At 68.4% G+C, this 21,875-nt stretch carries 20 protein-coding genes and 1 tRNA gene; 6 read left to right on the top strand and 15 right to left on the bottom strand.

Features of this window, described 5'->3' with window-relative positions; translation table 11 throughout:
- Positions 1 to 15: 15 nt before the first annotated feature.
- The 7 genes from PSQ40_RS13555 to PSQ40_RS13585 form a co-directional block, all read right to left on the bottom strand.
- Positions 16 to 1,866 (bottom strand): caspase family protein, encoded by a 1,851-nt coding sequence (locus tag PSQ40_RS13555; protein WP_273952078.1) that lies wholly within the window; start codon positions 1,864 to 1,866, stop codon positions 16 to 18.
- Positions 1,867 to 1,889: 23 nt separating this feature from the next.
- Complete coding sequence (locus tag PSQ40_RS13560) at positions 1,890 to 2,411, bottom strand: hypothetical protein (RefSeq protein ID WP_273952079.1); 522 nt, start codon at positions 2,409 to 2,411, stop codon at positions 1,890 to 1,892.
- Positions 2,412 to 2,580: 169 nt separating this feature from the next.
- On the bottom strand, positions 2,581 to 4,050 hold the full coding sequence (locus PSQ40_RS13565) for a DUF5666 domain-containing protein (protein ID WP_273952080.1): 1,470 nt from the start codon (positions 4,048 to 4,050) through the stop codon (positions 2,581 to 2,583).
- Positions 4,051 to 4,181: 131 nt separating this feature from the next.
- Positions 4,182 to 4,880, bottom strand: coding sequence for a response regulator transcription factor (locus PSQ40_RS13570; protein WP_273952081.1), 699 nt, complete (start codon positions 4,878 to 4,880; stop codon positions 4,182 to 4,184).
- Positions 4,870 to 6,858 (bottom strand): sensor histidine kinase, encoded by a 1,989-nt coding sequence (locus PSQ40_RS13575; protein WP_273952082.1) that lies wholly within the window; start codon positions 6,856 to 6,858, stop codon positions 4,870 to 4,872. Before PSQ40_RS13575 ends, PSQ40_RS13570 begins: the two co-directional genes overlap by 11 nt.
- 165 nt (positions 6,859 to 7,023) lie before the next feature.
- On the bottom strand, positions 7,024 to 8,634 hold the full coding sequence (locus PSQ40_RS13580) for a YncE family protein (RefSeq protein ID WP_273952083.1): 1,611 nt from the start codon (positions 8,632 to 8,634) through the stop codon (positions 7,024 to 7,026).
- 370 nt (positions 8,635 to 9,004) lie between these two features.
- Positions 9,005 to 9,868: an MBL fold metallo-hydrolase gene (locus PSQ40_RS13585; RefSeq protein WP_273952084.1), complete on the bottom strand. Its 864-nt coding sequence runs from the start codon at positions 9,866 to 9,868 to the stop codon at positions 9,005 to 9,007.
- Positions 9,869 to 10,017: 149 nt separating this feature from the next.
- Here PSQ40_RS13585 and PSQ40_RS13590 point away from each other — a divergent pair, with 149 nt between their 5' ends.
- Positions 10,018 to 10,932, top strand: a complete 915-nt coding sequence (locus PSQ40_RS13590) for a LysR family transcriptional regulator (protein ID WP_273952085.1) — start codon at positions 10,018 to 10,020, stop codon at positions 10,930 to 10,932.
- 80 nt (positions 10,933 to 11,012) lie between these two features.
- Here PSQ40_RS13590 and PSQ40_RS13595 read toward each other — a convergent pair whose 3' ends face one another.
- Entirely contained in the window at positions 11,013 to 11,861 is an 849-nt protein-coding gene (locus PSQ40_RS13595) for a DUF6920 family protein (RefSeq protein WP_273952086.1), read from the bottom strand.
- A gap of 127 nt (positions 11,862 to 11,988) precedes the next feature.
- Between PSQ40_RS13595 and PSQ40_RS13600 the strand changes: the two genes are divergently transcribed.
- Positions 11,989 to 12,615, top strand: coding sequence for a TetR/AcrR family transcriptional regulator (locus tag PSQ40_RS13600; protein WP_273952087.1), 627 nt, complete (start codon positions 11,989 to 11,991; stop codon positions 12,613 to 12,615).
- 36 nt (positions 12,616 to 12,651) lie between these two features.
- Here PSQ40_RS13600 and pdxR read toward each other — a convergent pair whose 3' ends face one another.
- Positions 12,652 to 14,130: a MocR-like pyridoxine biosynthesis transcription factor PdxR gene (pdxR, locus tag PSQ40_RS13605; RefSeq protein WP_273952088.1), complete on the bottom strand. Its 1,479-nt coding sequence runs from the start codon at positions 14,128 to 14,130 to the stop codon at positions 12,652 to 12,654.
- A gap of 110 nt (positions 14,131 to 14,240) precedes the next feature.
- On the opposite strand from pdxR, the gene PSQ40_RS13610 reads away from it, so the two are divergent.
- Both PSQ40_RS13610 and PSQ40_RS13615 read left to right on the top strand, forming a co-directional pair.
- Positions 14,241 to 14,699, top strand: coding sequence for a rhodanese-like domain-containing protein (locus PSQ40_RS13610; RefSeq protein ID WP_273952089.1), 459 nt, complete (start codon positions 14,241 to 14,243; stop codon positions 14,697 to 14,699).
- The gene (locus PSQ40_RS13615) at positions 14,699 to 15,160 is read left to right on the top strand and encodes a GNAT family N-acetyltransferase (protein WP_273952090.1); all 462 of its coding nucleotides are present in this window, start codon (positions 14,699 to 14,701) and stop codon (positions 15,158 to 15,160) included. Before PSQ40_RS13610 ends, PSQ40_RS13615 begins: the two co-directional genes overlap by 1 nt.
- Before the next feature lie 229 nt (positions 15,161 to 15,389).
- Here the strand turns inward: PSQ40_RS13615 and PSQ40_RS13620 are convergent.
- The 4 genes from PSQ40_RS13620 to PSQ40_RS13635 form a co-directional block, all read right to left on the bottom strand.
- Positions 15,390 to 15,480, bottom strand: a tRNA-Ser gene (locus PSQ40_RS13620).
- 244 nt (positions 15,481 to 15,724) lie between these two features.
- Positions 15,725 to 17,035 (bottom strand): serine--tRNA ligase, encoded by a 1,311-nt coding sequence (gene serS, locus PSQ40_RS13625; RefSeq protein ID WP_273952091.1) that lies wholly within the window; start codon positions 17,033 to 17,035, stop codon positions 15,725 to 15,727.
- A 48-nt stretch (positions 17,036 to 17,083) separates the two neighbouring features.
- Positions 17,084 to 17,701, bottom strand: a complete 618-nt coding sequence (locus PSQ40_RS13630; protein WP_273952093.1) for a hypothetical protein — start codon at positions 17,699 to 17,701, stop codon at positions 17,084 to 17,086.
- Between the two features lie 29 nt (positions 17,702 to 17,730).
- Positions 17,731 to 18,672, bottom strand: coding sequence for a threonine/serine dehydratase (locus tag PSQ40_RS13635; protein ID WP_273952094.1), 942 nt, complete (start codon positions 18,670 to 18,672; stop codon positions 17,731 to 17,733).
- A gap of 116 nt (positions 18,673 to 18,788) precedes the next feature.
- Here PSQ40_RS13635 and PSQ40_RS13640 point away from each other — a divergent pair, with 116 nt between their 5' ends.
- Positions 18,789 to 19,487 carry a CBS domain-containing protein gene (locus PSQ40_RS13640; protein ID WP_273952095.1) on the top strand — a complete coding sequence of 233 codons (699 nt, stop codon included), beginning with the start codon at positions 18,789 to 18,791 and terminating at the stop codon, positions 19,485 to 19,487.
- 71 nt (positions 19,488 to 19,558) lie between these two features.
- Here the strand turns inward: PSQ40_RS13640 and ispH are convergent, their stop codons facing one another.
- Positions 19,559 to 20,521 carry a 4-hydroxy-3-methylbut-2-enyl diphosphate reductase gene (ispH, locus tag PSQ40_RS13645; protein ID WP_273952096.1) on the bottom strand — a complete coding sequence of 321 codons (963 nt, stop codon included), beginning with the start codon at positions 20,519 to 20,521 and terminating at the stop codon, positions 19,559 to 19,561.
- Between the two features lies 1 nt (position 20,522).
- The gene (locus tag PSQ40_RS13650) at positions 20,523 to 20,984 is read right to left on the bottom strand and encodes an FKBP-type peptidyl-prolyl cis-trans isomerase (protein WP_273952097.1); all 462 of its coding nucleotides are present in this window, start codon (positions 20,982 to 20,984) and stop codon (positions 20,523 to 20,525) included.
- A 213-nt stretch (positions 20,985 to 21,197) separates the two neighbouring features.
- Between PSQ40_RS13650 and radC the strand changes: the two genes are divergently transcribed.
- Positions 21,198 to 21,875, top strand: coding sequence for a RadC family protein (gene radC, locus PSQ40_RS13655; RefSeq protein ID WP_273952098.1), 678 nt, complete (start codon positions 21,198 to 21,200; stop codon positions 21,873 to 21,875).

Below are 21,875 nucleotides of genomic sequence, written 5' to 3' on the forward strand. Positions count from 1 at the left end.
AGGCGCCGCGGGGCCTCAGGGTTTGGTGGCCACGGTGGTGCCCCGCAACTCGTAGCTGACCAGCTCGGTGCGGCGCAGGTCCGGGGCGCCACCCTGCGCGGATCGCAGCGTCTCATCGAGGGCCACAAAACTGCGGATGGCGGGCACATACCAGGCGGTGATCTGCTGGCGCATCTGCCAGGTGTCGCGGCCGTTCTTTTGCACCCCGCGGATGGTGGCGTCGCGCTCGATGCGGTAGGCCGTGAACTCGCCGGCCGGCACCGTCACCTTCTCCTGCGCCTTCACCACCAGGGTGCCCTGGAAGTCCTGCTCGTACTCCCGGCCGTCGGTCTGCTTGACGTCCTCGTGGTAGCTGAAGTCCTGCCGGTGACCGGGCTCCAGCTTGGCCGGCACCATCAACTCGGCGTCGGTGAACACGCGGCTGGCATAGCGCGCGTTGCTCATTTGCCGCAGGTTGCCGTTGGGCGTCAGCAGCGCCTGGCCACTCATCATCTCGCCGTTGGGCAAGACCTTGGTGATCTTGCGCGTCAGGTTCGAGATCACCTCGCCCTTGTATTTGTTGACGACCTGAAAGCTCCAGCGGTCGCCCACGCGAAAGCCCAGCGGGTTGGTGGCCGCGTCGGGCTCGGCTTTGGCGGGCGGCTTGGCCGGACTGGACACGGGGGGCGCCACCGGGGCGGCGGCCGCGGGGGTTGCGGCCACCGGCACAGGGGCCGGTGCGGGGGTCACGGCCGGAGCCGGCTTGGGCGGTGGGGCCACCGCCAACACCGGGGCCGGGGCCACCGGGGGCGCGGACGGGGCCGCAGGGTTGGCCAAAACAGGGGCCGGTGCAGGGACTGGTACAGGGGTCGGTGTCGGAACGGCGGCCACCGGCTTGAGTTCGGCGCTCAGTTTGGCCAGGCGCGCCTGCGCCTCGGCCGCGTGCGCCCCCTTGGGAAAGCGGGCCAGGAATGCCTTCAAGTCCAGCATGTGGGGGCTGTCCTTGACCAGCGCCCACATGGACTGCTCCAGCGCGGCATCGGCCGCCACCGTGGGGGCCACCGGCGGGATGAAATAGAAGTCCCCCTCCAGGGACGTGGCCTCCCAGGGCACCTGCTTGTCCTTGGAGTCGCGCCGCACCGACGAGCGCACGCGCTTGAACACGTCCTCGACCTTGATGCCCGGTTCGCGCAGGGCCGCCAGCAGGTGGTGGGTGTAGAGCCCGTTGCTGCCCACACCGTCGCTGGCCACGGCCCCCGGTGCGGTGGCAAAGGCCACCAGGGTGCCCACCGGCGCGTCCATCTGGGCCAGGCCTTGCTGCGCGCTGCGGAAGCTGCGGGCAAACGGGTTGTTGCGGCAGGCGTCCAGGATCATGATGTTGGTGCCGTTGCCTGCCGCGTCCATCTTGTCGAGGATGGCCTGGGCGTCCACCGCCTGGTAGGCCACCTCGTCTTCGCGCTCGATCGCGCTGCCGACCGGGATCAGGTAGTTGCGCCCCTTGATCTGCATGCCGTGGCCGGCGTAGTAGAAAACGCCAACACCCCCTTTGCGCAGCTGGTCACCAAAGTGGCGGATGCTGCTCAGCATCCCCTTGATGTCGGTGTCCACCTTCAAGGTGACGGCAAAGCCGTTGTCTTTCAGCACCTGGGCCATGGCGCGGGCATCGTTGGCCGGGTTGCTCAGCGGCGCCTCTTTGTAGCCGCCGTTGCCGATCACCAGCGCCACGCGCTGGGCCGTGATGGCGGGGGCCGCGGCGCCCGGGCTGATCACCAGGTTGCGCTCGGGCTTGTCGGCGGCCACCGCCGACGCCGCCGACAGGCTCAGCGAGGCGCACAGCAGGGCCAGCGCCGGGGGGCGAATGCACAGGGGACGATTCAACTTGAACAAGGTCAGACTCCATGGACGGGCGCTCATGGCGCCTTGCCGGTGCGTTGGAACACCAGGCGGGACACCACGATGTCGCCCTCGGCACCGCGCCCCAGTTGCAGCGTGGCCTGGTGGCCGGCAGCGGCTTGCAGCACGTGGGACTCCTTGATTTCGCCCCAGGCCTTGACCGAGGTCCACAAGCCACTGACCAGGCTCAGCAGCAGCACCGGGTTGCGCGGCGCCAGGTCGCCCGGCGGAGGCGCCACCTCGAGCGCGCCGCCCGATTGCTCGATGGCGGTCAGCCACTTTTGCAGGCGTTGGGGCAGTTGGTTGGGGCTGACCTGTTGGTAGAAGGTCACCACCACCTGGGGTTCGGGCGAGTGCAGGGCCGCGGCCAGCGCGGTGTCGAAACGGGGCAGGTCCAGAAACGGCAACGCGGCCGGGGTGGCCGCTGCGGTGTCGGTCGGGGCCGCAGTGCCCCCGGGGGCGGGGGCGCCCTGGGCCAGCAAAGGCCCCACCGCCAGCGCCCAGGCCCCTGCCACGATCCATCGAGCCGATTGATTCATCTTGTGCTTCCTGTCCCCTGCCCCCAGGCCGCCCCAGCGGCCCCCAACCGACGGTGGGATGGCCCCACGGGATCGGCGGGCTAGCAGGCAGAAACTATATCAGATGAATCTATTTTTTCACTATTATTGCCACCAAATATGATAGATACGATGGTGATTGGCTGCAGGCTCAGTCGTCACGCTGACCGGACTTGATCTCCACCTTGCTGGCGACAAAAACACCGGCGCTGTTGAGGCTGCCCTTGACCTCCAGGTACACACCATTGGCCAGCGCCGCCGCCGTGCCATGCTCGAAGCGGGCCGCCGAGGCATCGACCCGCAGGCCATTCAGGCTGAAGTTGGCCACCGAGACAAACTGGCTGACCACCCCGTACTGCTCGTAGCTGACCCCGACCACGGCACTGCTGGTCTTCAGTGACACGCGGGTGGCCACCAGCACATTGCCCTGCACATTGCCCTTGACCTCGACATAGCTGCCCACGCGCAACTGCGCCAGGGTGCCGCTGGTGAACACGGCCTGGCTCAGATCCACCGTGACCCCATCGATCACGGCCAGGCTGCCCGACAGGCTGCTGACGCTGCCGTACAGCTCCTGGCGACCACCCACCTGGCTTTCCCGGTAGCCCTCCAGCTCGACCTCGGTGGCCTGCAGCACGCCCGCGTTGAGGCGGCCTTTGATCTCCAGCCACTGGCCCGCCACGATGGCGTTGCCTCCCCGGAACACCGCCTGCGACACATTGACCGTCACCCCCGCCACCTTCAACACCCCCGCCACCGGGGCCGACTCGGCCACGCCCTTGAGCTTGAAGGTGCGGCCCGAGGCCACGTCCTGCCCGTAGGCCGCGCCCGAGGTCACGCGCACCGCACTGGCCTGCAGCACCCCGCCGACGGGCGCAGCGGCGGCGCTGACCTTGACGCGGGCACCGTCGCTCAGCACGCCCTGCACCACCGCGGCGCTGTAGTTGACCACCAGGCTGCCCAGCTGGAAGCGGTTGCTGCTCAGGCCCGAAACCTGCCCCACCACGCTGACCCCGCCGGCGCTGCTGGTCTTCAACTCGACCAAGCTGGCCTGCAGGCTGCCATCGGCTTGCAACACGCCATAGGCCTCGACCACCTGACCGACCCGCAGGGCGGACAGGCCGCTCAGGCCCTGGAACACGGTCAGGTTCTGCACCTGCACGCGCTGCCCCATCAGGCTGAAGCCGTTGCCAGCCAGGTCGACCGCGGTGACCGGGCCCCGGCTGCCGCGCACCAGCTCGATGCGGCTGGCCGAGGCGTCGCCGCTGGCGTCGTCCACCTCGCCGTCCACGCGCACCGTCATGCCCAGCTTGACCTGGCTCAGCGCCAGCGCCTGCCCCTCGTCGTCGACCAACGTCGCACCGACCGACGCAAAGCGCACCCCATTGACGACCACCGAACCAAAGCCGGATACCGGCCCGGCAAAAGTCACCGCCGTGGTCGACACCGCCGAGGCCGTGCCCCCAGCCCCCGACCCGGAGGCGCCAGCCCCCGCGGCCGACGAGGCGCCGTCGCTGCCGCCGCCGCCGCCGCACGCCGACAACAGGACGGCGCAGCTCAGCGCCAAAGGCGCCAGGCGCGATTTCAGGGGACACGAAAGAAAGGATGGTTGCTTGGACACGGTGGCGCTCCGATTGAGAGAAACAAGGCGGTCCAGCGCTGCTGGGCCAGAACATTGAATCTAAGGAAGCGGACTGAATGCGACCTGAAGGCCGGGTTCAGGCTGGCTTCAGCTTGGCCGGCAGCGCCGCCTCAGCCACCGGCGGCCCGGACCACCACCGGGCGACTGAGCCGGTAGCCATGCCCGCGGCTGGCCTTGATGACCTCGTCGGCCCCCAGCGTCTGCGCCATCTTGCGGCGCAGCCGGCTGATCACCACGGCCAGGTTCTCGCGGCTGACGCTGCCTTGCAGGCCCGCCAGGCGGCTGGCCAACACGTCCGACTCCAGGCACTGGTCGGGCGCGAACGACAGCTCCGACAACAGCCGGGCCTCGGTCGGGGTCAGGTGCAGCCAGGGGCCGTCCGCCGCGCCCAGGGTTTGCGCGCGCAGGTCGAGGGTCCAGGCCGGCACCGACAGGCGTTGCACACGCCGGCCCAGGTTCTGGATCACGGCCTCGAGCTCGTGCACATTGGCTGGCTTGGTGAGGTAGACATCGGCCCCATGCAGGTAGCCGCTGGCGCGGTCGCTGGACATCACCCGCGCCGTCAGCAGCACGATGCCGACCTCGGGCAGGGCCGCGCGCAAGCGCCGGCAGATGCTCAGGCCGTCCTCGCCGGGCAGGTTGAGATCGACCACCGCGATGTCGGGCACCCCCTCGCGCAGGGCCTCATCCAGGGCCAGCCCGTCGTCCACGCCGCGCACCTGCCAGCCCGGGCGGGTCAAGAAGTCGACCAGCTCCATGCGCAGCAGGACGTGGTCTTCGACCACCAGAATGTGCAGATCAGCGGGCATAAGGACTGGGCACCAGGGTTTCGGCCGCATGGTCCAGCGGCCAGCTCAACTCGAACACCACCCAGTCCCCCTCACGGTGGTAGCGCAGGTCGCCGCCGCACAGCACCGCCAGGTGCTTGACCAGGTACAGCCCCAGGCCGGACCCGGTGCGCTGGTGCGCCGCCTCGGCGCGGTAGTACTTCTGAAACAACCTGGCCTCGTCAGGGAAGCCGGGCTTGCCGGGCTGGTTGCGCAGCTCGAACAGGGCCCGCGACGGCTGATCGGGGTCCACCCGCCAGCGGTAATGGATCTCCGAGTCCGGCGCCGAATACGCCAGCGCGTTGTCCAGCAGGTTGCACAGCATGGTCTTGAACAGCATGGGCTCGACCGGCAACACCCAGCTCTCGGGCCCCTCGCCGCGCAGGCGCTCGGTGGGGGCCGCGTGGGCGCGGCAGTCGGTCCACAGGGCCATGACGTCGGTGGGCTCGAACTGCAGGCGCATGCCGCCCTGCTCCAGCCGGTCCACCTGACGGCAGCGCTCCAGCACCGCGTCCATGCCCTCGACGGCCTGCTGGATGCGCTCCAGCCGGCTCAGCTGCGGCTCGCCCGGGCCCGCCCGGCCCTGGCGCAGGTTGAGCGCCGCGAGCCGGATGCTGGCCAGCGGGTTCTTCAGCTCATGCAGCAACATGCTCAGGAAGCCCGAGGTCTCGAGCCGCCGTTTCAGCGCCCACTCGAGCTGCTGCTGGGTCTCGCGCATGCGGGCCTCAAACTGCTTCTGGTTGCGGTGGACCAAGGCATCGCGCATGGTCAGCACCAGGTGCTGCATGATGGCGCCGAACAGGTTGACCAGCAGCGCCGACATCATGTGCAGCTCGCTCATCTGCCCCACCCCCATCAGCGGCAGCATCATGTAGAGCAGGTACAGGAACTGCACCGTGTACATGACCCGCACCATGAGGCGCAGGGCCCGGTCCTCGATCTTGAAGAACCAAACATCCACCTGCCCCAGCAAGGTGGTCAACAGCACCAGCTGGGTGTTGATCTGCATCGCGGCCAGGGTCTGGCCGTGGCCCACGGCCCACAGTTGCCAGCCCAGCACCGGCACGCACACCATGCGCAGCCAGAACACCCAGCGCGGCCCCTGGAACGAGCGGCTGAAGAAGCCGTAGTACACATTGACCACATGGAAATGCAGGCAGATCAGCACGCAGGTGATCAGGTCGGTGAGCGGGCCGTTGTCCGGCGTCACGTACTTGGCCCACAGCCCCAGGAAGGCAAAGCTCAACAACAGGCTGACGAACTGCATGACGCAGTTCAGGGCCCAGAGGCGCTGCGAGGTGATGGCAAAACGGATCAGCGACAGGACGACCAGGACCATCACGATGCTGGCGTAAAAACCCGCCAACATGAACTGCAGGCTGTTCTGGTCCAGCGTCTCCTCCAGCGAACGCACGGTGACGTTCAAGGCCTGGGTCGAGGTGGTTTGCAGCCGCACATAAAACACCTTCACCTGGCCCGGGGTGGGCTGCAGGTCGAAGGTGTAGGCCAGTTCCTGGCGCGGGCGGTCCCGGAAGGCGATGCGGTCGCCCGCCTGCTGGCGCTTCCAGATCGGCGCCTGCCCGGGCGCCGCCTGGCCCAGCGCTTCGTAGACCTGCAGGTCGTCGAGGTAGACCGGTCGCACCATGGCCACCAGGCTGCGGAGCTCGGTCGGGGGCACCGTCACCCGCAACCAGACCACTGACGGGCTGTAGCCCCGGGCCAGGATCGGTGGGGCGGGCTGGAACTCACGTGTCACCACCTCATCGATGGTCCAGCGGCCCTCGGGATCGATCAGCAGCGAGCGCTCCACAGCCAGCGGCGCCGCGTGGGCCGCGTGGGCCGCCACCATGAACCCGAGGCCCCACAGCCACAGCCAAGCCAGGCGAACCCAGCCCGCCAGCGCACCCCGCCCCCTACCAGCCAGGCGGGCGTTCAACGAGGGAGAGCGGGCTTGGGACATGGGGGGTTCAGGCAGATGTTGGGGACAGCGGACGCCCGTCACGGCCCCGCCAGCGCGGCCAAGCCCACCAGGGCGGTCGCCGACGGGGGCGGCCGAAAGGCGTCTGAATGTAACAACAATCCCATCGCTGCCCCCCACATGCCCTTGCGCGCTGACGGGAACCGCTCAGCCTGGACGGCGCCCACGCACCGCCACGGCCAGCACCATCAGACCGCCCAGGAGCAGCAGGCCCCATTCGCTGAGGGTGGGTACCGCGGCCAGCCCCGCCAGCACCGACAGGGGCACGCCCAGGCCGACCGGGTCGACGATCTGGCCGTTGACCGTCAAGTCCTCGTCGCCCACGCCGCCGTCCTCGATGGTGTAGCTCAGGGTGTTGCCTGACACGGTGGCGGCCACCGGCGTGTACACCGCTTGGGCCGGGCTGGCCGCGGTGCGGCCGTACTTGTAGAGCACGGCGCCATCCGGCACCGGGCTGGGGTAGGTCAGCGTGACCGTGACGCGGGCGCCGTTGGTGCAGGGGGTGGCGGTGAACGACACCACCCCGTGCACCAGGCGCATGCCCGCCGGCGGCGTGCCCGGCGCGGTCGTGAAGCTGGGGTTGGTGACGCGGCAGCTGCTGCCGCCGCCATTCAGGCTCAGGCCCACGGTGCCGGTGCCCGTGGGGCTGGGGCCGACCGCGCGGGTGTCGGGCGAGATGAACGCCCCGTAAAACGGCCCCACGACATTGCTCACCGCCACCGTGGCCGTCACGGTGTCGGTGGCGGTGTCGATGACCGACACGTTGTTGCTCAGAAAGTTGACCACCAGGACGCTGCGGCCATCGGGGGTGATGGCGATGCCGGTCGACCGATTGCCCACCGGGATGCTGCGCAACAAGGCGTTGGTGCGGGTGTCAAACACCGCCACCTGGGCACCGTTGAAGCTGTAGTCGCTGACGTACAGCTTGCTGCCATCGCGGCTGACCACCGCCGAGACGGGCGAGAACGACAGGGGCAGCGTGCTCAGCAAACGGTGGCTGGTGCTGTCGATCACCGACACCACATTGCTCTGGGGGTGTGTGACGTACAGGCGCGTGCCCTGGGGGTTGAAGCTCAGGTCGCTCGGGCCGTTGCTCACCGCCACGCTGGCCACCACGGTTTGGGTCTGGGGGTCAATCACCGAAATGCTGTCGCCGGTGCCGTTGGAGCCATTGCTCACATAGAGGCGGCTGCCGTCGGGGCTGAACACCAGGTTGGCGGGCTTGCCAGTGAGGGTGATGGTGTTCACCACCTGACGGGTGCCCGGGTCGACCACGGCGACATAGCGGCCGTCAGGGTTGGCCACGTAAACGCGGTCACCGCTGGGGTTGACGGCCACCCCGGCCCATGACGCGCCCGAGGGGCCATTGAGCGCAATCGCGGGCAAGGCCGCCTGGGTGGTGGCGTCGATCACCTGCAGCGAGGGGATCAGCACCCCGCGGGCCGTCACCCCGGCCAGGTACACGCGGGTGCCCTGTCGGTTGACCGCCACCCCGTTCCCCACCGGTCCGGGCAAGACCACATCGCTCGTGGTTTGGGTCGCCAGGTCGAACACCCGCACAGTGCTGCTGTTGGAGGTCAGGTAGGCGAACGGCGCCGCATGAGCCGCGCCCAAGCCCAGCGCCAAGCACCCGGCCACCAGCCCACGCCAGCGCCCGCTCACAGGGGGCCGCCAGCGGAGCAGGCCCGCCATCCAGGCGGCCGAGGGGAAGGTGGCCGAGGTGAAAGCGCACAAGGCACGGAACGTCGCGTGGGTCATCGTCTGGGGCAATAAAAAACAGCCAGCGCGCGCTCCGGTTGGCACCGGTGCGCGGGGTGGCTGCGTGAAGGTTTCCCGGAGGGCGATCGGTGCCCCCCGGTCTCATGGCAACGCGCGCTTTTTATCAAGGCAAAGTCAAGAAACCTTGCACAACATTACAAACAGGCCGCGCGCGGGCCCCGGTTCGGGCCGGAGGCGCAGCACGGCGCCAGGCGCGGCGCCGATGCGGCGCGCGCGGCAGGGCCCCACCTCGCCTGAGGTGCGGGAAACATGGGGCGGCCCTGGCCGCCCGGCAGGGTCGGCGCCGGCGCCGCACCCGCCTCACAAAGGGTCGAACAGGCCGGTGAGCGCGGTCGTCATGGGGTGCGCCTCACCACTTCATTTCGCCGGTGTTGACCTTGGCCCCGATGTCCAGCGACATCGCACCCTCGCTGAGTTGAGGGTAGGACTGCTTCATGGCCTCCACCAGCCGCGCGCTGCTGGGGTGGGCGGCCAGGTTCTTTTCAAAGGTCAGCAGGTAGTCCTTGGTGAAGCCCAAGGTGCTGGCGTCCACCGGGGTGCCGGCCTTCATGTGGCCGGGGATCACCAGCTCGGGCTTGAGGGCCGCCATGTCGTCCAACTGGGCCACCCAGGCGGCGCGCAAGGCGGGCGTCTGGGTGTCAGCGGTCCAGACGTGCATGTTGCCAAAAACGCCGATGTTGCCCACCACCGCCTTGAGGGAGGGGATCCAGGCGTAGGGCCGGTGCGCCAGCGGGCCCTGGGTGCCGCGGATTTCAATTGCCTGGCCCTCGAGCGTCAGGGTCGTGCCGTCCAGGGCGCGTGGCAGCACGGGCTGACGGGGGGCGTTGGCCCCCATCTTCGGCCCCCAGAAAGCGACCTTGCCCGCGAGCTTGGCGCTCAGCTTCTCGAGCACGGCCGGGGTGGTGACCACGTCGGCCTGGGGGAAGATCTCTTTCAGGGTTTCGACACCGAAGTAGTAGTCCGGGTCGGCCTGGCTCACGTAGATGGTGGTGAGTCGCTTGCCGCTGTCGAGCACGTTGGCCGCGATGCGCAGTGCATCGGCACGGGTGAAACCGGCGTCGATCACCATCGCGTCGCGCTCACCGGCGACCAGGGTGGAGTTGACATTGAAGCTGCTCGCGCCCGCGTTGTAGACCTTGACGGTCAGGGGTTGGGCGGCTTGGGCGCCGAAGGCGATGGCCAGGGAGGTGGCGATGAGGGTGGTGCGGATCATGGTGAAACTCCTGTGACGGTCTTGGGTTGGTGGCGGGTTGGCTGGGCTGCTTGCTCAGGCGTCGCAGCGTTGAACCGAACTTTAGTTGCATCATGCGAACAGATAAACCGCATAATCCACGCATAACTGTTTCATAAATCGATCAACTCATGGACCGATTGACCGCCATGCAGGTGTTTGTGGAAGTGGCCCAGAGCGGCAGCTTCAGCGCCACAGCCGACAAGCTGGACATGTCGCGCGCCATGGTGACGCGCTATGTGAACGCGCTGGAGCACTGGCTGGGCGCGCGCCTGCTGCAACGCACCACGCGCCGCGTGACGCTGACCGACGCCGGTGAAGGCTGCCTGCGCCGCAGCCTGCAAATGCTGGCGCTGATGGAGGACGTCGAAGAAGAAGCCAGCACCCACGACGGCGCCCTGCGGGGGCAATTGCGCATCACCTGCAGCATGTCGCTGGCCTATGCACAACTGGCGGCGGCGGTGGCCGACTTTCTGCAGCAGCACCCACAGCTCAAGATCGACCTCAACGCCAGCGAGGGCGCACTCAACCTGGTCGAAGCGCGCATCGACCTGGCCATCCGCATCAGTGCCGAACCCGACCCGATGCTGATCGGGCGCGTGCTGGCCCCGTGTGACTCGGTGCTGGTGGCCGCGCCCGGCTACCTGGCCCAACACGGGGTGCCACAGGCCCCCGCCGAGCTGGCCCGCCACCGGTGCCTGAGTTACGCCCACTTCGGCAAGAGCGTGTGGCCCATGCGCCGGGGCGAAGAACACACCCAGGTCAGTGTGACCAGCCACTTCAGTGCCAACGAGGCCACCGCCCTGCTGCGTGCCGCGCTGGCGGGCGGCGGCATCGCCTTGCAACCGACCTACCTGGCCAACCCACACCTGGCCGACGGCAGCCTGCAGGTGGTGCTGCCCGACTGGCAACTGCCCGGCATGTCGATTTACGCGCTGTACCCATCGCGCAAGCACCTGTCGCCCGCGGTGCGGGCCTTGCTGGACTTCTTGGTTGAACGCTTCGCTCAGGTGCCCTGGCAGGTCCAGGGCCAGGTGCAGACCTGAGCCCACCTCGGCCGGGGGCCAAGGCGCCCGGTTGCAGCCCCCCTGAACGGCACCCAGCCGCCTGCGGGGGCAGCGTGCCCTCACTCAAAAGTGATGTGGTCGATGCGCCCCTTCCAGAAGGGGTACAGCTGGCCGCCCGCCTGGCGTGAAATGGTGAAGTCCAGCGGAATCATTTGCTGACCCACGGCCTGGTAGTTGGAGCGCGCCACATGCTCGCCTGAGCCGTGGTAAGGGGTTGTGAGGTCCCCATCGGTCTCAGCCTGCATGTGGGTCAGGCGGCCATCCGCGGCGAAATGCGCCACCAAGCTGGCACGCAGGCCATTCCAGGCCACCACGGCACGGGCGCTGTCAGGGCCCACGGGCTCCCAGGTCACGGGACCGCCAGGCAGCAGGGCGGCCGGGTACAAGGCGCTCTCCAGCAACCACCGGCGCAGTGAGATTTGATTCAACTGGGGGGTCTGCCGCTCGTCCACCACCGTCAGGCTGGAGAGGACCTTGGCCTTCATCTCCATCTCACCGTGGGCATAAAAGTCATAGGCCCGGGCCCACACGCCCGGCATGATCGAAGTCGTGGCGGAGAACATCAGGGCAGGCGCTCCCGCGGCAATGACCTGCTGGGCACCCGTGGGGTTGAAGCCCTGCGTCAGGGGGCGACGAAACTGCCCCGAAGCGGACAGGCGAACCACCCCATAGGACGGCGCACCGCTCGGGAACACAAACCGGAAGTAGCGCTGCACCGGCTCAGGAAGCCCCGCCACGGCGCGGGCATCCAGCCGAGGAGCAGGCTGCTGCGCTCCGACGGCCGCGACACGCGCCTCAAAGCCCGCGATGTCGCGCTCGGTGAGGTGGTATTGGTAAGCCACCCCCAGGGCCAGTGCCGCAAGGCACGCCAAGAGGGTGACGAAGACAGTTCGGAGAGGCATTTTCATGGCAATGGGGCACTGTGGCGGACAGGGTCTGTTGGACGGGTTTAATCCGTACACACGTGTACGGACTGGGTGAAGTGTACATAGAAGTACACTCGACGGCAACCACGGGCCTCCGCCCACAAATCACATGCACAAAGTCGATCAGGACGCGCGCCGAGCCGAAATTGAGGCGGCGGCTTTCACGCTGCTCAAAGAGCTGGGCTACCGAAAGACCAGCATGCTCATGATTGCCAAGCGCGCCCAAGCGTCCAACCAAACGCTTTACGCCTGGTACAGCAACAAACAGGAACTGTTCAGGGGCATCATTCAAAGCTTTGGTCACGCGGTGCGCGAGCAACTGCAAACCGCCTTGAACGAACACCAGGACCCCTTGAAGACTCTGGAGGCCCTGGGGCCCACCCTGCTGCGCTTCACCACCGACGAACACGCCATCACCATGAACCGGGCGGCGGTCATCGACGCTGCCGACACCGGCGTGCTGGCCAAGGCCATCGAGGAGGTGGCACGCGACGGCATCTTCCCCTTGATCTGCGCCCTGATGCAGCGCCTGGTGCACGCTGGCGTGTTTGCTGCCGACGTGCTGCCTGAGGAGGCCGCACAAACCTATGTCGCCCTGCTGTTCGGCGAATCCCAGCTGAGACAGGCGCTGGGGAACCAGCCGCCGCTGGACGAGGCCGACCGGGCGAAGCAGTCGGCACGGGCCTATCGCTTGACCTGCCAGCTGTACCGGGCGCCAGCAAGCCGGCCCGACTGATCCAGCGCAGCGGCCATCGGGTCGCGGCGCATCCCGTCAAGCCTGCGTCGAAGGGGGGGGCGGCGGCGACGCAGACCTGGCGCTGCGCTGCGAGAGGGCAGACAAGGTCGACACAGCCGCGTCAATGGCTTGCGGCGTCAGGGCCGCAAAGCCCAGCCGCCAGCCCTCGTTGCGCGGGGCCGTGTGGTAGAGCTCACCCAGGCTGGGCGTGGCGATGCCGCGTTGGGCCGCCGCGCGGGTCAGGCGGGCTTCGCTGCCTGGTGGCAGGCGCACCGCCATCTGCAGCCCACCGCGGCTGTCCAGGGGCTCGGCCCAGGGCAGCTGGGTGTGCAGGGCCTGCAGCAAGGCATCGCGACGACCGCGGTAGAGCTGGCGCATCAGCCGCAGGTGGGCGGCAAAGTGGCCTTGCACCATGAAATCCGCCGCCACGGCCTGCATCAGCTGCGCGGGGTGGCCGTCGTAGGTGGTGCGCGCGGTCACCAGCGGCGCCACCAGGGCCTCGGGCAACACCATGTAAGCAAGCCGAACCGAGGGAAACAGCGATTTGGAGAACGTGCCGATGTAGACCACGCGGCCCTGCTCGTCCAGCCCCTGCAAGGCCGGGGTGGGCTGGTGGTCGTAGAGAAACTCGCTGTCGTAGTCGTCCTCGATCAGCCAGGCCCCACAGGCCCGCGCGTGGGCCAGGAAGGCCAGCCGCCGCGCCAGCGACATGGCGCGCCCCGTCGGGAACTGGTGCGAGGGCGTGAGGTAGATCAGCCGGGGGCTGGGCCGCGAGGGGTCGATCGTGGCCCCCTGCTCATCGAGCGCCATGTCCACCAGGCGCGCCCCACTGGCAACAAAGGCAGTGCGGGCGCCCGCATAGCCAGGGTCCTCCATCCACACTGCATCCCCCTCGTCGAGCAGGGTGGCGGACAACAACTGCAAGGCCTGCTGCGAACTGGTGAGCACCAGCACCTGGGCCGCGCTGCAACGCACGCCACGCGACTGGGTGAGGTAGTGCGCAATGGCCTCGCGCAGCGCCGGCAGGCCCTGCGGATCGCCATAGAACATCAAGGCGGAGGCATCGCCGCGCAGCCGCCGCTGGGTCAGTTGGCGCCACAACTCGGTGGGAAAGGCCTGCAGGTCGGGGCTGCCGGCCACGAAGGCGCGGGGCCGCTCAGGCTCGGCACAGCCGCCGGTGTCGACCATGCGCTGGCCCCGCAAGGACAGCAGGTCGGTCGCCAGGGGCGCGGCGCGCGTCGGCACCCGCCGCATCGCCGGCGCCGCCGACGCCCCCATGTCGATGGCCACAAAGCTGCCCTGCCCCACCCGACGACGCACATAGCCCTCGGTCTCCAACTGGGCGTAGGCGGCCTCGACCGTGACCCGCGACAAACCCAGGTCCTGCGCCAGGTCACGGCTGCTGGGCAGGCGCTCACCCAGGCGGGCCTGCCCGCTGCGCACGGCCTCGCGCAGGGCCGCACACAGGCGTTCACGCCGGCCGCCGCCGGCTTGGCCTTCCAACAGGGTGAGCAACACACGGGGCTTCATTGGTCTTATGCAGCGATGAATATTGGCATTATGAATAAGACCACGAGTTGGCACACTGGACCCCATCGCCACCCCTGATCCCAGAGAGGAACACCATGTCAGCAAGCCCCACCTCCAACGTCCTGGCCTTCCCCGCCCCCACGCCCGAGCAGTCGCGTGACTTCATGGCCGCCAAGCTCAGCTACCACGCCGACGCCTGGGACGTGGCGGAAGACCTGCGCAACGGCATCGAAGCCATCGTCGTCATCGACACCCGCTCCCCCGCGCACTATGCGGCCGGCCATGTGCCCGGCGCGCTCAGCTTTCCCCACCGCACCATGGACGAGCACAGCACGGCCCACCTGGACCGCAGCAAGGTTTACGTCACCTACTGTGACGGCATTGGCTGCAACGGCTCGACCAAGGGCGCTTACAAGCTGGCGCGGCTGGGCTTTCAGGTCAAGGAAATGCTGGGTGGGCTGGACTTCTGGATCCGCGACGGCCAGCCCGTGGCCACCGGCCCCGAGCGCGGCCAGATGCCGACGGCCCGCCCGGCCATCGAGTGCGCCTGCTGATGCACCGCCCGCCCGCTGGGGGTTGGGTGGTGCGCCCAGCCCGGGGGACCGATGCCCCGGCACTGGCCGCGCTGTGCGCCGAGCACGCCGCCTACGAGCGCCTGACCCACCACGTGCCAGGCCACGCGGCGCGCTTGGCCCAGGCCCTGGACGGCGGCCTGCTGCGCGCCTGGCTGGGCCTGCTCGAAGGGCGCCCCGTGGGCTACGCCAGTGCCACGCTGGATTATTCGACCCTGGCCGGCGCGCCCTTTCTGCACCTGGATTGCCTGTACCTCGACGCGGCAGCCCGCGGCCAGGGCCTGGGCACCGAGTTGATGGCCGCCGTGGCGGCGCAGGCCCGTGCGCTGGGCTGTGCCCAGTTGCAGTGGCAAACCCCGGTGTGGAATGCCGACGCGATTCGCTTTTATGACCGACTGGGCGCCACCCGGCTCGAGAAGTGCCGGTATCAGTGGGCGCTGTGACCGCTGGTGGCTGCGCTGCAAACGACGGGATGGGCGCATCAGCCCGATGAAGCCAGCAACGCAGCGAACGCCGCAGCCACAGCGTGCCAGCGCGAGGCAGTGACGGGACCGGATGAGGTCCGCCGGAACGTGGGTGATGGCGGGGCCGGAGGGCGCACGGACGTTCCACACGCACCCCAGAAACAAAAAAACCTTGCTACGTTTTCGGTAGCAAGGTTTCCTTGTGTACTGGAGGAGAGAGAGGGATTCGAACCCTCGATACAGCATAACTGTATATCGGATTTCGAGTCCGACGCATTCGACCACTCTGCCATCTCTCCGTGGTCTTCGAAGACTTGCTACAGCGCATTGCTTTGCTGCATCAAACCCTCTGAATTTCGAGACTTGGATTCTAGCACGGTTTTTTGAGCTTCTGCAAAACTCAGCAGGCACAGCTCAAACATCACCCAAGCCCCTCAGCGCCTGCCAGCCTGGGACACGGTGGCCAAGGTCGGCGGGACGGATGGGCAGGCGGACGGGCGCCAGGGCGCCAGCGTCCCCGTGCCAGCCCCCAGCGATCAACGATCAGCCCTTGAGGACGCTCACGCCACCCAGGTAGGGGCGCAGGGCCTCGGGCACGGTGATGCTGCCGTCGGCGTTTTGGTAGTTCTCCAACACGGCCACCAGGGTGCGACCGACCGCCAGGCCCGAGCCGTTCAGGGTGTGCACCAGTTCGTTCTTGCCCTGGGCGTTCTTGAAGCGGGCCTGCAGGCGGCGGGCCTGGAAGGCTTCGCAGTTGGAGACCGAGCTGATCTCGCGGTAGGTGTTCTGCGCCGGCAGCCACACTTCGAGGTCATAGGTCTTGGCCGAGCCAAAGCCCATGTCGCCGGTGCAAAGGGTCATCACGCGGTAAGGCAGGCCCAGCTTTTGCAGCACGGCCTCGGCGTGGCCGGTCATTTCTTCCAGCGCTTCGTAGCTTTTCTCGGGGTGCACGATCTGCACCATCTCGACCTTGTCGAACTGGTGCTGGCGGATCATGCCGCGCGTGTCGCGGCCGTAGCTGCCGGCCTCGGAGCGGAAGCACGGGGTGTGGGCGGTCAGCTTGATGGGCAGCTCGGACTCGGCCACCACCACGTCGCGCACGAAGTTGGTCAGCGGCACTTCGCTGGTCGGAATCAGGTACAGCGCCGCGTGGTCGGGCACGGGCTCACCGTCTTGGCCGCCCTTCTTGGCCGCAAACAGGTCGCCCTCGAACTTGGGCAGCTGGCCCGTGCCCTTGAGCGAGTCGGCGTTCACGGCGTAGGGCACGTAGCACTCGGTGTAGCCGTGCTGCTCGGTCTGGAGGTCGAGCATGAACTGCGACAGCGCACGGTGCAGGCGCGCGATTGGCCCCTTCATGACGGTGAAGCGCGAGCCCGAGAGCTTGACGCCCATGTCAAAGTCCAGGCCCAGCGGGGCGCCCAGGTCAACGTGGTCCTTGACTTCAAAGTCGTACTGGGCCGGCGTGCCCCAGCGGCGCACTTCGACGTTGCCGGTTTCATCGCTACCCACCGGCACCGACTCGTGCGGCAGGTTGGGCACGGCCACCAGCAGGGCGTGCAGTTCGGGCTGCAGGGTCTCCAGGCGGGCGGCCGAGTTGTCCAGCTCGGTCTTGATGGCGGCGACAGCGGCCATGATGTCGTCCACGCTTTCGCCCTTGGCTTTGCGCTGGCCGATCTGCTTGGACAGCGCGTTGCGCTGGGCCTGCAGTTCTTCGGTGCGGGTTTGCAGGGTCTTGCGCTCGGCTTCCAGGGCGCGGAAGGCGTCCACGTTCAGGAAAGCCTGGGGCTTTTTGCGGGTTTCGAGGCGGGCGACGACCGAATCAAGGTCTTTGCGCAGGGAGATGATGTCTAGCATGGGGCGATTTTAGCGAGGGCGCACGGACGCGGCCGTGCGGGCTGGGGCTCAGTTCAGGATTTCAAGGCGCACATCGTCGGCCCACAGCGTGCCCTGCTCGTCCAGCAGGATGCCGATGCGGATGTCCTCGGTGCCTTCGGGAATCGGCAGCTCGATGCTGTAGCGCTTCCAGTCCTGCGTGCCGATCACACGGCTGTCGTTCATGTGGTTCCACAGCAGCACCCGGTTGTCGATGTCACGCATCTGCAGGATGAGGCCGCCCCCGGCACCGTCAGCGCCCAGGGTCTTGAGCTCGCTGCTCAACCGTGCCGTTTTGCCCCGCCAGCAGGGGGCCACGCGCAGGGTTTGCTCCAAGGTCGCGTGGGCCTCGGTGCCCACGCGGCGCAGGCGAAAGCTCGGCGGCGCACTGCGGTAAACCGCGGTGTCCAACTCAAACAGGTAATGGCCCGCGTTCACATGTTCCCTGCCCAGCCAGCCCTTGGGAATGCTGTTCTCGCCCGCCACGAAGCCCGGGTTGATGACCGGCGCGACCACAGACCGCCCCGGTGCCGGGCAAGCCGGCGCGCTGGCCGCGCTGGGGCTGGCCGCGCTCTGTGCCAGGCTCAAAGGGCTGAACAAGGCCCCGCTCAGGGCCAGGGCCCACGGGGCCCATCGGAGGTATCGCATGTGAAAAGTCCTGTCAGTTGCCACGTGGCTCAGGCCAGCGCAGTCGGGTCGAAATTGGCACCGCAGAGGATCAGGCAGACCTTCTCATCCGCGCGCACCGGGTAAGTGCCGCTTTGCAGCGCCGCCAGGCCCAGGGCGGCAGCGGGCTCAACGGCCAGCTTGAAGTCCTGCCACAGCGTCCGGCGCGCGTGGGCGATGGCCTCATCGCTGAGCAAATAGGCTTGGCGCACCTGCGCCTGGGTGACGGCCCAGGCGATGTCACCGATGCGTTTGGCGCCCAGCGAATCGGCGGCGATGCCCGAGACCGCCACGTCCACCGGCTGGCCGGCCTCGCGGGCGCGGAACAGGGTGGGCGCGGTGGCGGGTTCCAGGGCCACCACCTGGCTGCGCTGACCAAACCAGGCCGCCACACCGCCGATCAGGCCGCCACCGCCCACGCTGACCAGCACTGAATCGGGCACGCCCGCCTGGGCCTCGATCTCGGCGCCCAGGGTGCCGGCCCCCGCCACCACCTCGGCCTGGTCATAGGCATGGGTCAACAGGGCGCCCGTGGCCTGCTGACGCGCCAGACAGGCCTGGTAGGCCTCGGCGTAGGCGGCGCCCGTCACCACCACCTCGGCGCCCAGGGCGCGCAACTTCTGGCGCTTGGCCTCGGGCGAGACCTCGGGGACAAACACCTCACAGCGCACGCCCAGGGCGCGCGCGGCCGCGGCGGTGGCGATGCCGGCGTTGCCCCCGGACGCCACGATCACCCCGGCCTCGCCCAGCGGCTGGGCCAGCAGCCGGTTCATCATGCCCCGGGCCTTGAAACTGCCGCCCACCTGCAGGTGCTCCAGCTTCAGCCAGACCTCCGCGGCGGCCACCCCCAGCGCAGCACCGGGCAGGCGCCACAGCGGGGTTTCGCGCAAAAAGCCGGCCGGGGCTTGCTTCAGTCGGGCAAATGCGCTTTCAATGTCGGAGCGGTCAATCATGGCGATCTGGGGCGTCAAAATGCAAAGAGCGCAGTGTAGCCAGCCGCGCCGCCCCCAGCGGGCTCGGGTCGGATGTCCCCTGGGTCGGGTCTGAAGCCCCTTTTCGGGAGAAGCGCATGTTTTACGTCTACGGACTGGGCGGCCCCCTCTACCGCGGGCCGCTGGAAAACCTGGCCCAGGTCAGCCCGGTGCGGGCCTTGTCGGCCACGCGCCGGGTGCAGACCGCCACCGCGCCAGGTCAAGACCCCAACCAGCCCCCGCTGCACGAGGCGGCCCGGGGTGGCGCCAGCCCGGCCCTGCCCCCGCTGTGGCCCAAGGCCCTCAGTGCCCTGAGCGCCTACGCCGACACCCAGCAAGGCCCGGCGCCCGCGCGCGAGCCGCTGGAGCGGGTGCAAGACGTGATGAGCCGCGAGGTGCTGACCCTGCAGCCCGACCTCAGTGCGGCCGAGGCCTGGGAGCGCCTGGCCGAGCGTGGATTTGGCCAGGCCCCGGTGGTCAGTGCCGACCAGCTGCTGGTGGGCCTGCTGCTGCGGGCCGACCTGCTGCCCGCATCGCTGTTGCCGGGCCCTGCCGCCAACACCACCGGCATTGCCGCGTGGCAATTGGCGCAACGACCGGTGTCGGCCCTGATGCTGACCCCGGTGCCCGCCGTGGCCCCCGACACGCACCTGCGCCAGGCCGCCCGCGTGCTGCTGGACATGGGCCTGCCCGGCTTGCCGGTGACACTCGAGGGCGGTCAGGTGGTGGGGTTTTTGTCGCGCGCCGACATCTTGCGCGCCGTGGTGGCCGACCCGCCGCTCGACCTGTGGACCTGAGGACCTGAGGGGGCCATCAGGCCACCCTCGTTCCAGCCGGGGTCAGGTCAGCCGCGCCGCCTGCCGCGCCCTCAGGTGGGCGTGTCGAGGCGCAGCCCCTTGGGCAAGGGGAACTTCAAGGTTTCTTCGATGCCATTCATCTTGCGCACCGAGACCGCCCCGAAAGCCCGGATGCGCTCGATCACCTGGTTGACCAGCACCTCGGGGGCGGACGCCCCGGCAGTCAGGCCGACCCGGCTCTTGCCCTCAAACCAGGCGGCCTGCAGCTCATCGGCGCTGTCCACCATGTGGCTTTCGGTGCCCAGCTTCTGCGCCAGCTCACGCAGGCGGTTGCTGTTCGAGCTGGTCGGGCTGCCGACCACGATCACGATGTCCACCTGCGGGCTCAGCACCTTGACCGCGTCCTGGCGGTTTTGCGTGGCATAGCAGATGTCCTGCTGCTTGGGCTCGCGCACCTTGGGGAAACGCTGGCGCACGGCCTCGGCAATCTCGGCCGCATCGTCGACGCTCAGCGTGGTCTGGGTCACCACGGCCAGCTTGTCGGTTTGCAAGGGTTGCACCCGCGCCACGTCGGCCACGTCCTCCACCAGGTGGATGCCGCTGTCGAGCTGGCCCATCGTGCCCTCGACCTCGGGGTGCCCCTTGTGGCCGATCATGATGAACTCATAGCCTTCCTTGGCCAGCTTGGCGACCTCCACATGCACCTTGGTGACCAGGGGGCAGGTGGCGTCAAAAATCGAAAACCCGCGCGCGCGCGCCTCGTCCTGCACGGCGCGGCTGACGCCGTGGGCACTGAACACCAGGGTGGCGCCGGGTGGCACGTCGTCCAGTTCTTCGATGAAGATGGCGCCCTTTTGCTTGAGGTCGTTCACCACGTAGGTGTTGTGCACGATCTCATGGCGCACGTAGATGGGGGCGCCGAACTTCTGCAACGCGCGTTCCACGATCTCGATGGCCCGGTCCACGCCGGCGCAAAAGCCGCGCGGCTCGGCCAGGGTGATTTCCGACAGGGTCGACACCACGGGGGCCGTCATCTCAGAGCACCCCGATCAGCTGCACTTCGAAGGTCACCGGCTGGCCGGCCAGCGGGTGGTTGAAGTCAAACAGCACCGCCTCGTCGTTGACCTGCTGCACCGCCCCGGCGTAGCTGCCCAGGCCATCGGGGGTGGGGAACTGCACCACATCACCGACGCTGTATTGCTCGTCGGGGTCGCCCAACTGGGTCAGCAGCTTGCGGGCCACCCATTGCAGCATGTCGGGGTTGCGCTCACCAAAGGCCTCGCCCGCGGCGATCTCAAACTGGCTGTGGGTGCCTTCGGCCAAGCCGATCAGCCGCTGCTCCACCGCAGGCGACAACTCGCCGGTGCCCAGCGACAAAGTGGCGGGCTTGTCCTCGAAAGTATTGATGATGTCCCCAGCCGGACCGGAGAGCCGGTAATGCAGCGTGAGAAAGGAGTCCGCCTTGACGACGGATGCTTGAGTGGGCGTTGTTGACATGGAAGTCCCGATAAACTGGCCGCTATTGTAAAAAACCGGCCAGAGTCCCTTCACATGACGGGCCCACTGATGCATTTTTCGTTCCCTTCTGCGGGGTCGCGCAGCCCCTGGGAACCCAGAGGCCGCCCCCACCGCGCCCGCCACCGCCCCACGAGTCGCCCCGTGTTGACCCCCGCCTGGACCCGGCTCCCCTTTTGGGACGGGTCCGCCACCATGAGCCTGCAGGACCTGCCCCCTGACGCCCGCCCGCGCGAGAAACTGATCGCGCGCGGCCCCGCGGCGCTCAGCGACGCCGAACTGCTGGCCCTGCTGCTGCGCACCGGCCTGGCCGGCAAGAACGTGCTGCAACTCGCGCAAGAGTTGCTGGACCGTTTTGGCGGCCTCAGCGGCCTGCTGCACACCGGGCTGGACGAGCTCAAGGCGGTCAAAGGCCTGGGCGGGAGCGCCAAGCGTGCCGAGCTCAGCGCGGTGCTCGAACTGGCGCGCCGGGCGCTGGCCCAGCAGCTCAGCGAACGCCCGGTGTTCAACCACCCCGAGGCCGTGCAGGCCTACCTGCAACTGCACCTGGCCCACAAGGCGCACGAGGTGTTTGCGGTGCTGTTCCTCGACAGCCAGCACCGGTTGCTGGCCTGCGAAGAACTGTTCCGTGGCACCCTGAGCCAGACCAGCGTGTACCCGCGCGAGGTGGTGCTGCGCGCCCTGCACCACCAGGCCGGTGCGGTGGTGCTGGCCCACAACCACCCCAGCGGCACGGTACAACCCTCGCGCGCCGACGAGGTGCTGACCCAGCACCTCAAGGCCGCCCTGGGCCTGGTCGACATCCGGGTGCTGGACCACGTCATCGTGGCCCCGGGCCGGGCCCTGTCGATGGCCGAGAAAGGCCTGTTGTGA

Source organism: Curvibacter cyanobacteriorum (assembly GCF_028649475.1).
Classification (GTDB): Bacteria; Pseudomonadota; Gammaproteobacteria; order Burkholderiales; family Burkholderiaceae_C; genus Curvibacter; species Curvibacter cyanobacteriorum.

Bases quoted from the DNA above. Each gene is read 5' to 3' on its own strand.
- serS (WP_273952091.1), bottom strand. From the start codon at position 17,035: ATGCTAGACATCATCTCCCTGCGCAAAGACCTTGATTCGGTCGTCGCC.
- PSQ40_RS13630 (WP_273952093.1), bottom strand. From the start codon at position 17,701: ATGCGATACCTCCGATGGGCCCCGTGGGCCCTGGCCCTGAGCGGGGCC.
- PSQ40_RS13640 (WP_273952095.1), top strand. From the start codon at position 18,789: ATGTTTTACGTCTACGGACTGGGCGGCCCCCTCTACCGCGGGCCGCTG.
- PSQ40_RS13585 (WP_273952084.1), bottom strand. From the start codon at position 9,868: ATGATCCGCACCACCCTCATCGCCACCTCCCTGGCCATCGCCTTCGGC.
- PSQ40_RS13635 (WP_273952094.1), bottom strand. From the start codon at position 18,672: ATGATTGACCGCTCCGACATTGAAAGCGCATTTGCCCGACTGAAGCAA.
- PSQ40_RS13650 (WP_273952097.1), bottom strand. From the start codon at position 20,984: ATGTCAACAACGCCCACTCAAGCATCCGTCGTCAAGGCGGACTCCTTT.
- PSQ40_RS13615 (WP_273952090.1), top strand. From the start codon at position 14,699: ATGCACCGCCCGCCCGCTGGGGGTTGGGTGGTGCGCCCAGCCCGGGGG.
- radC (WP_273952098.1), top strand. From the start codon at position 21,198: ATGAGCCTGCAGGACCTGCCCCCTGACGCCCGCCCGCGCGAGAAACTG.
- PSQ40_RS13575 (WP_273952082.1), bottom strand. From the start codon at position 6,858: ATGTCCCAAGCCCGCTCTCCCTCGTTGAACGCCCGCCTGGCTGGTAGG.
- PSQ40_RS13590 (WP_273952085.1), top strand. From the start codon at position 10,018: ATGGACCGATTGACCGCCATGCAGGTGTTTGTGGAAGTGGCCCAGAGC.
- PSQ40_RS13600 (WP_273952087.1), top strand. From the start codon at position 11,989: ATGCACAAAGTCGATCAGGACGCGCGCCGAGCCGAAATTGAGGCGGCG.
- PSQ40_RS13595 (WP_273952086.1), bottom strand. From the start codon at position 11,861: ATGAAAATGCCTCTCCGAACTGTCTTCGTCACCCTCTTGGCGTGCCTT.
- PSQ40_RS13570 (WP_273952081.1), bottom strand. From the start codon at position 4,880: ATGCCCGCTGATCTGCACATTCTGGTGGTCGAAGACCACGTCCTGCTG.
- PSQ40_RS13610 (WP_273952089.1), top strand. From the start codon at position 14,241: ATGTCAGCAAGCCCCACCTCCAACGTCCTGGCCTTCCCCGCCCCCACG.
- ispH (WP_273952096.1), bottom strand. From the start codon at position 20,521: ATGACGGCCCCCGTGGTGTCGACCCTGTCGGAAATCACCCTGGCCGAG.
- PSQ40_RS13560 (WP_273952079.1), bottom strand. From the start codon at position 2,411: ATGAATCAATCGGCTCGATGGATCGTGGCAGGGGCCTGGGCGCTGGCG.
- PSQ40_RS13580 (WP_273952083.1), bottom strand. From the start codon at position 8,634: ATGACCCACGCGACGTTCCGTGCCTTGTGCGCTTTCACCTCGGCCACC.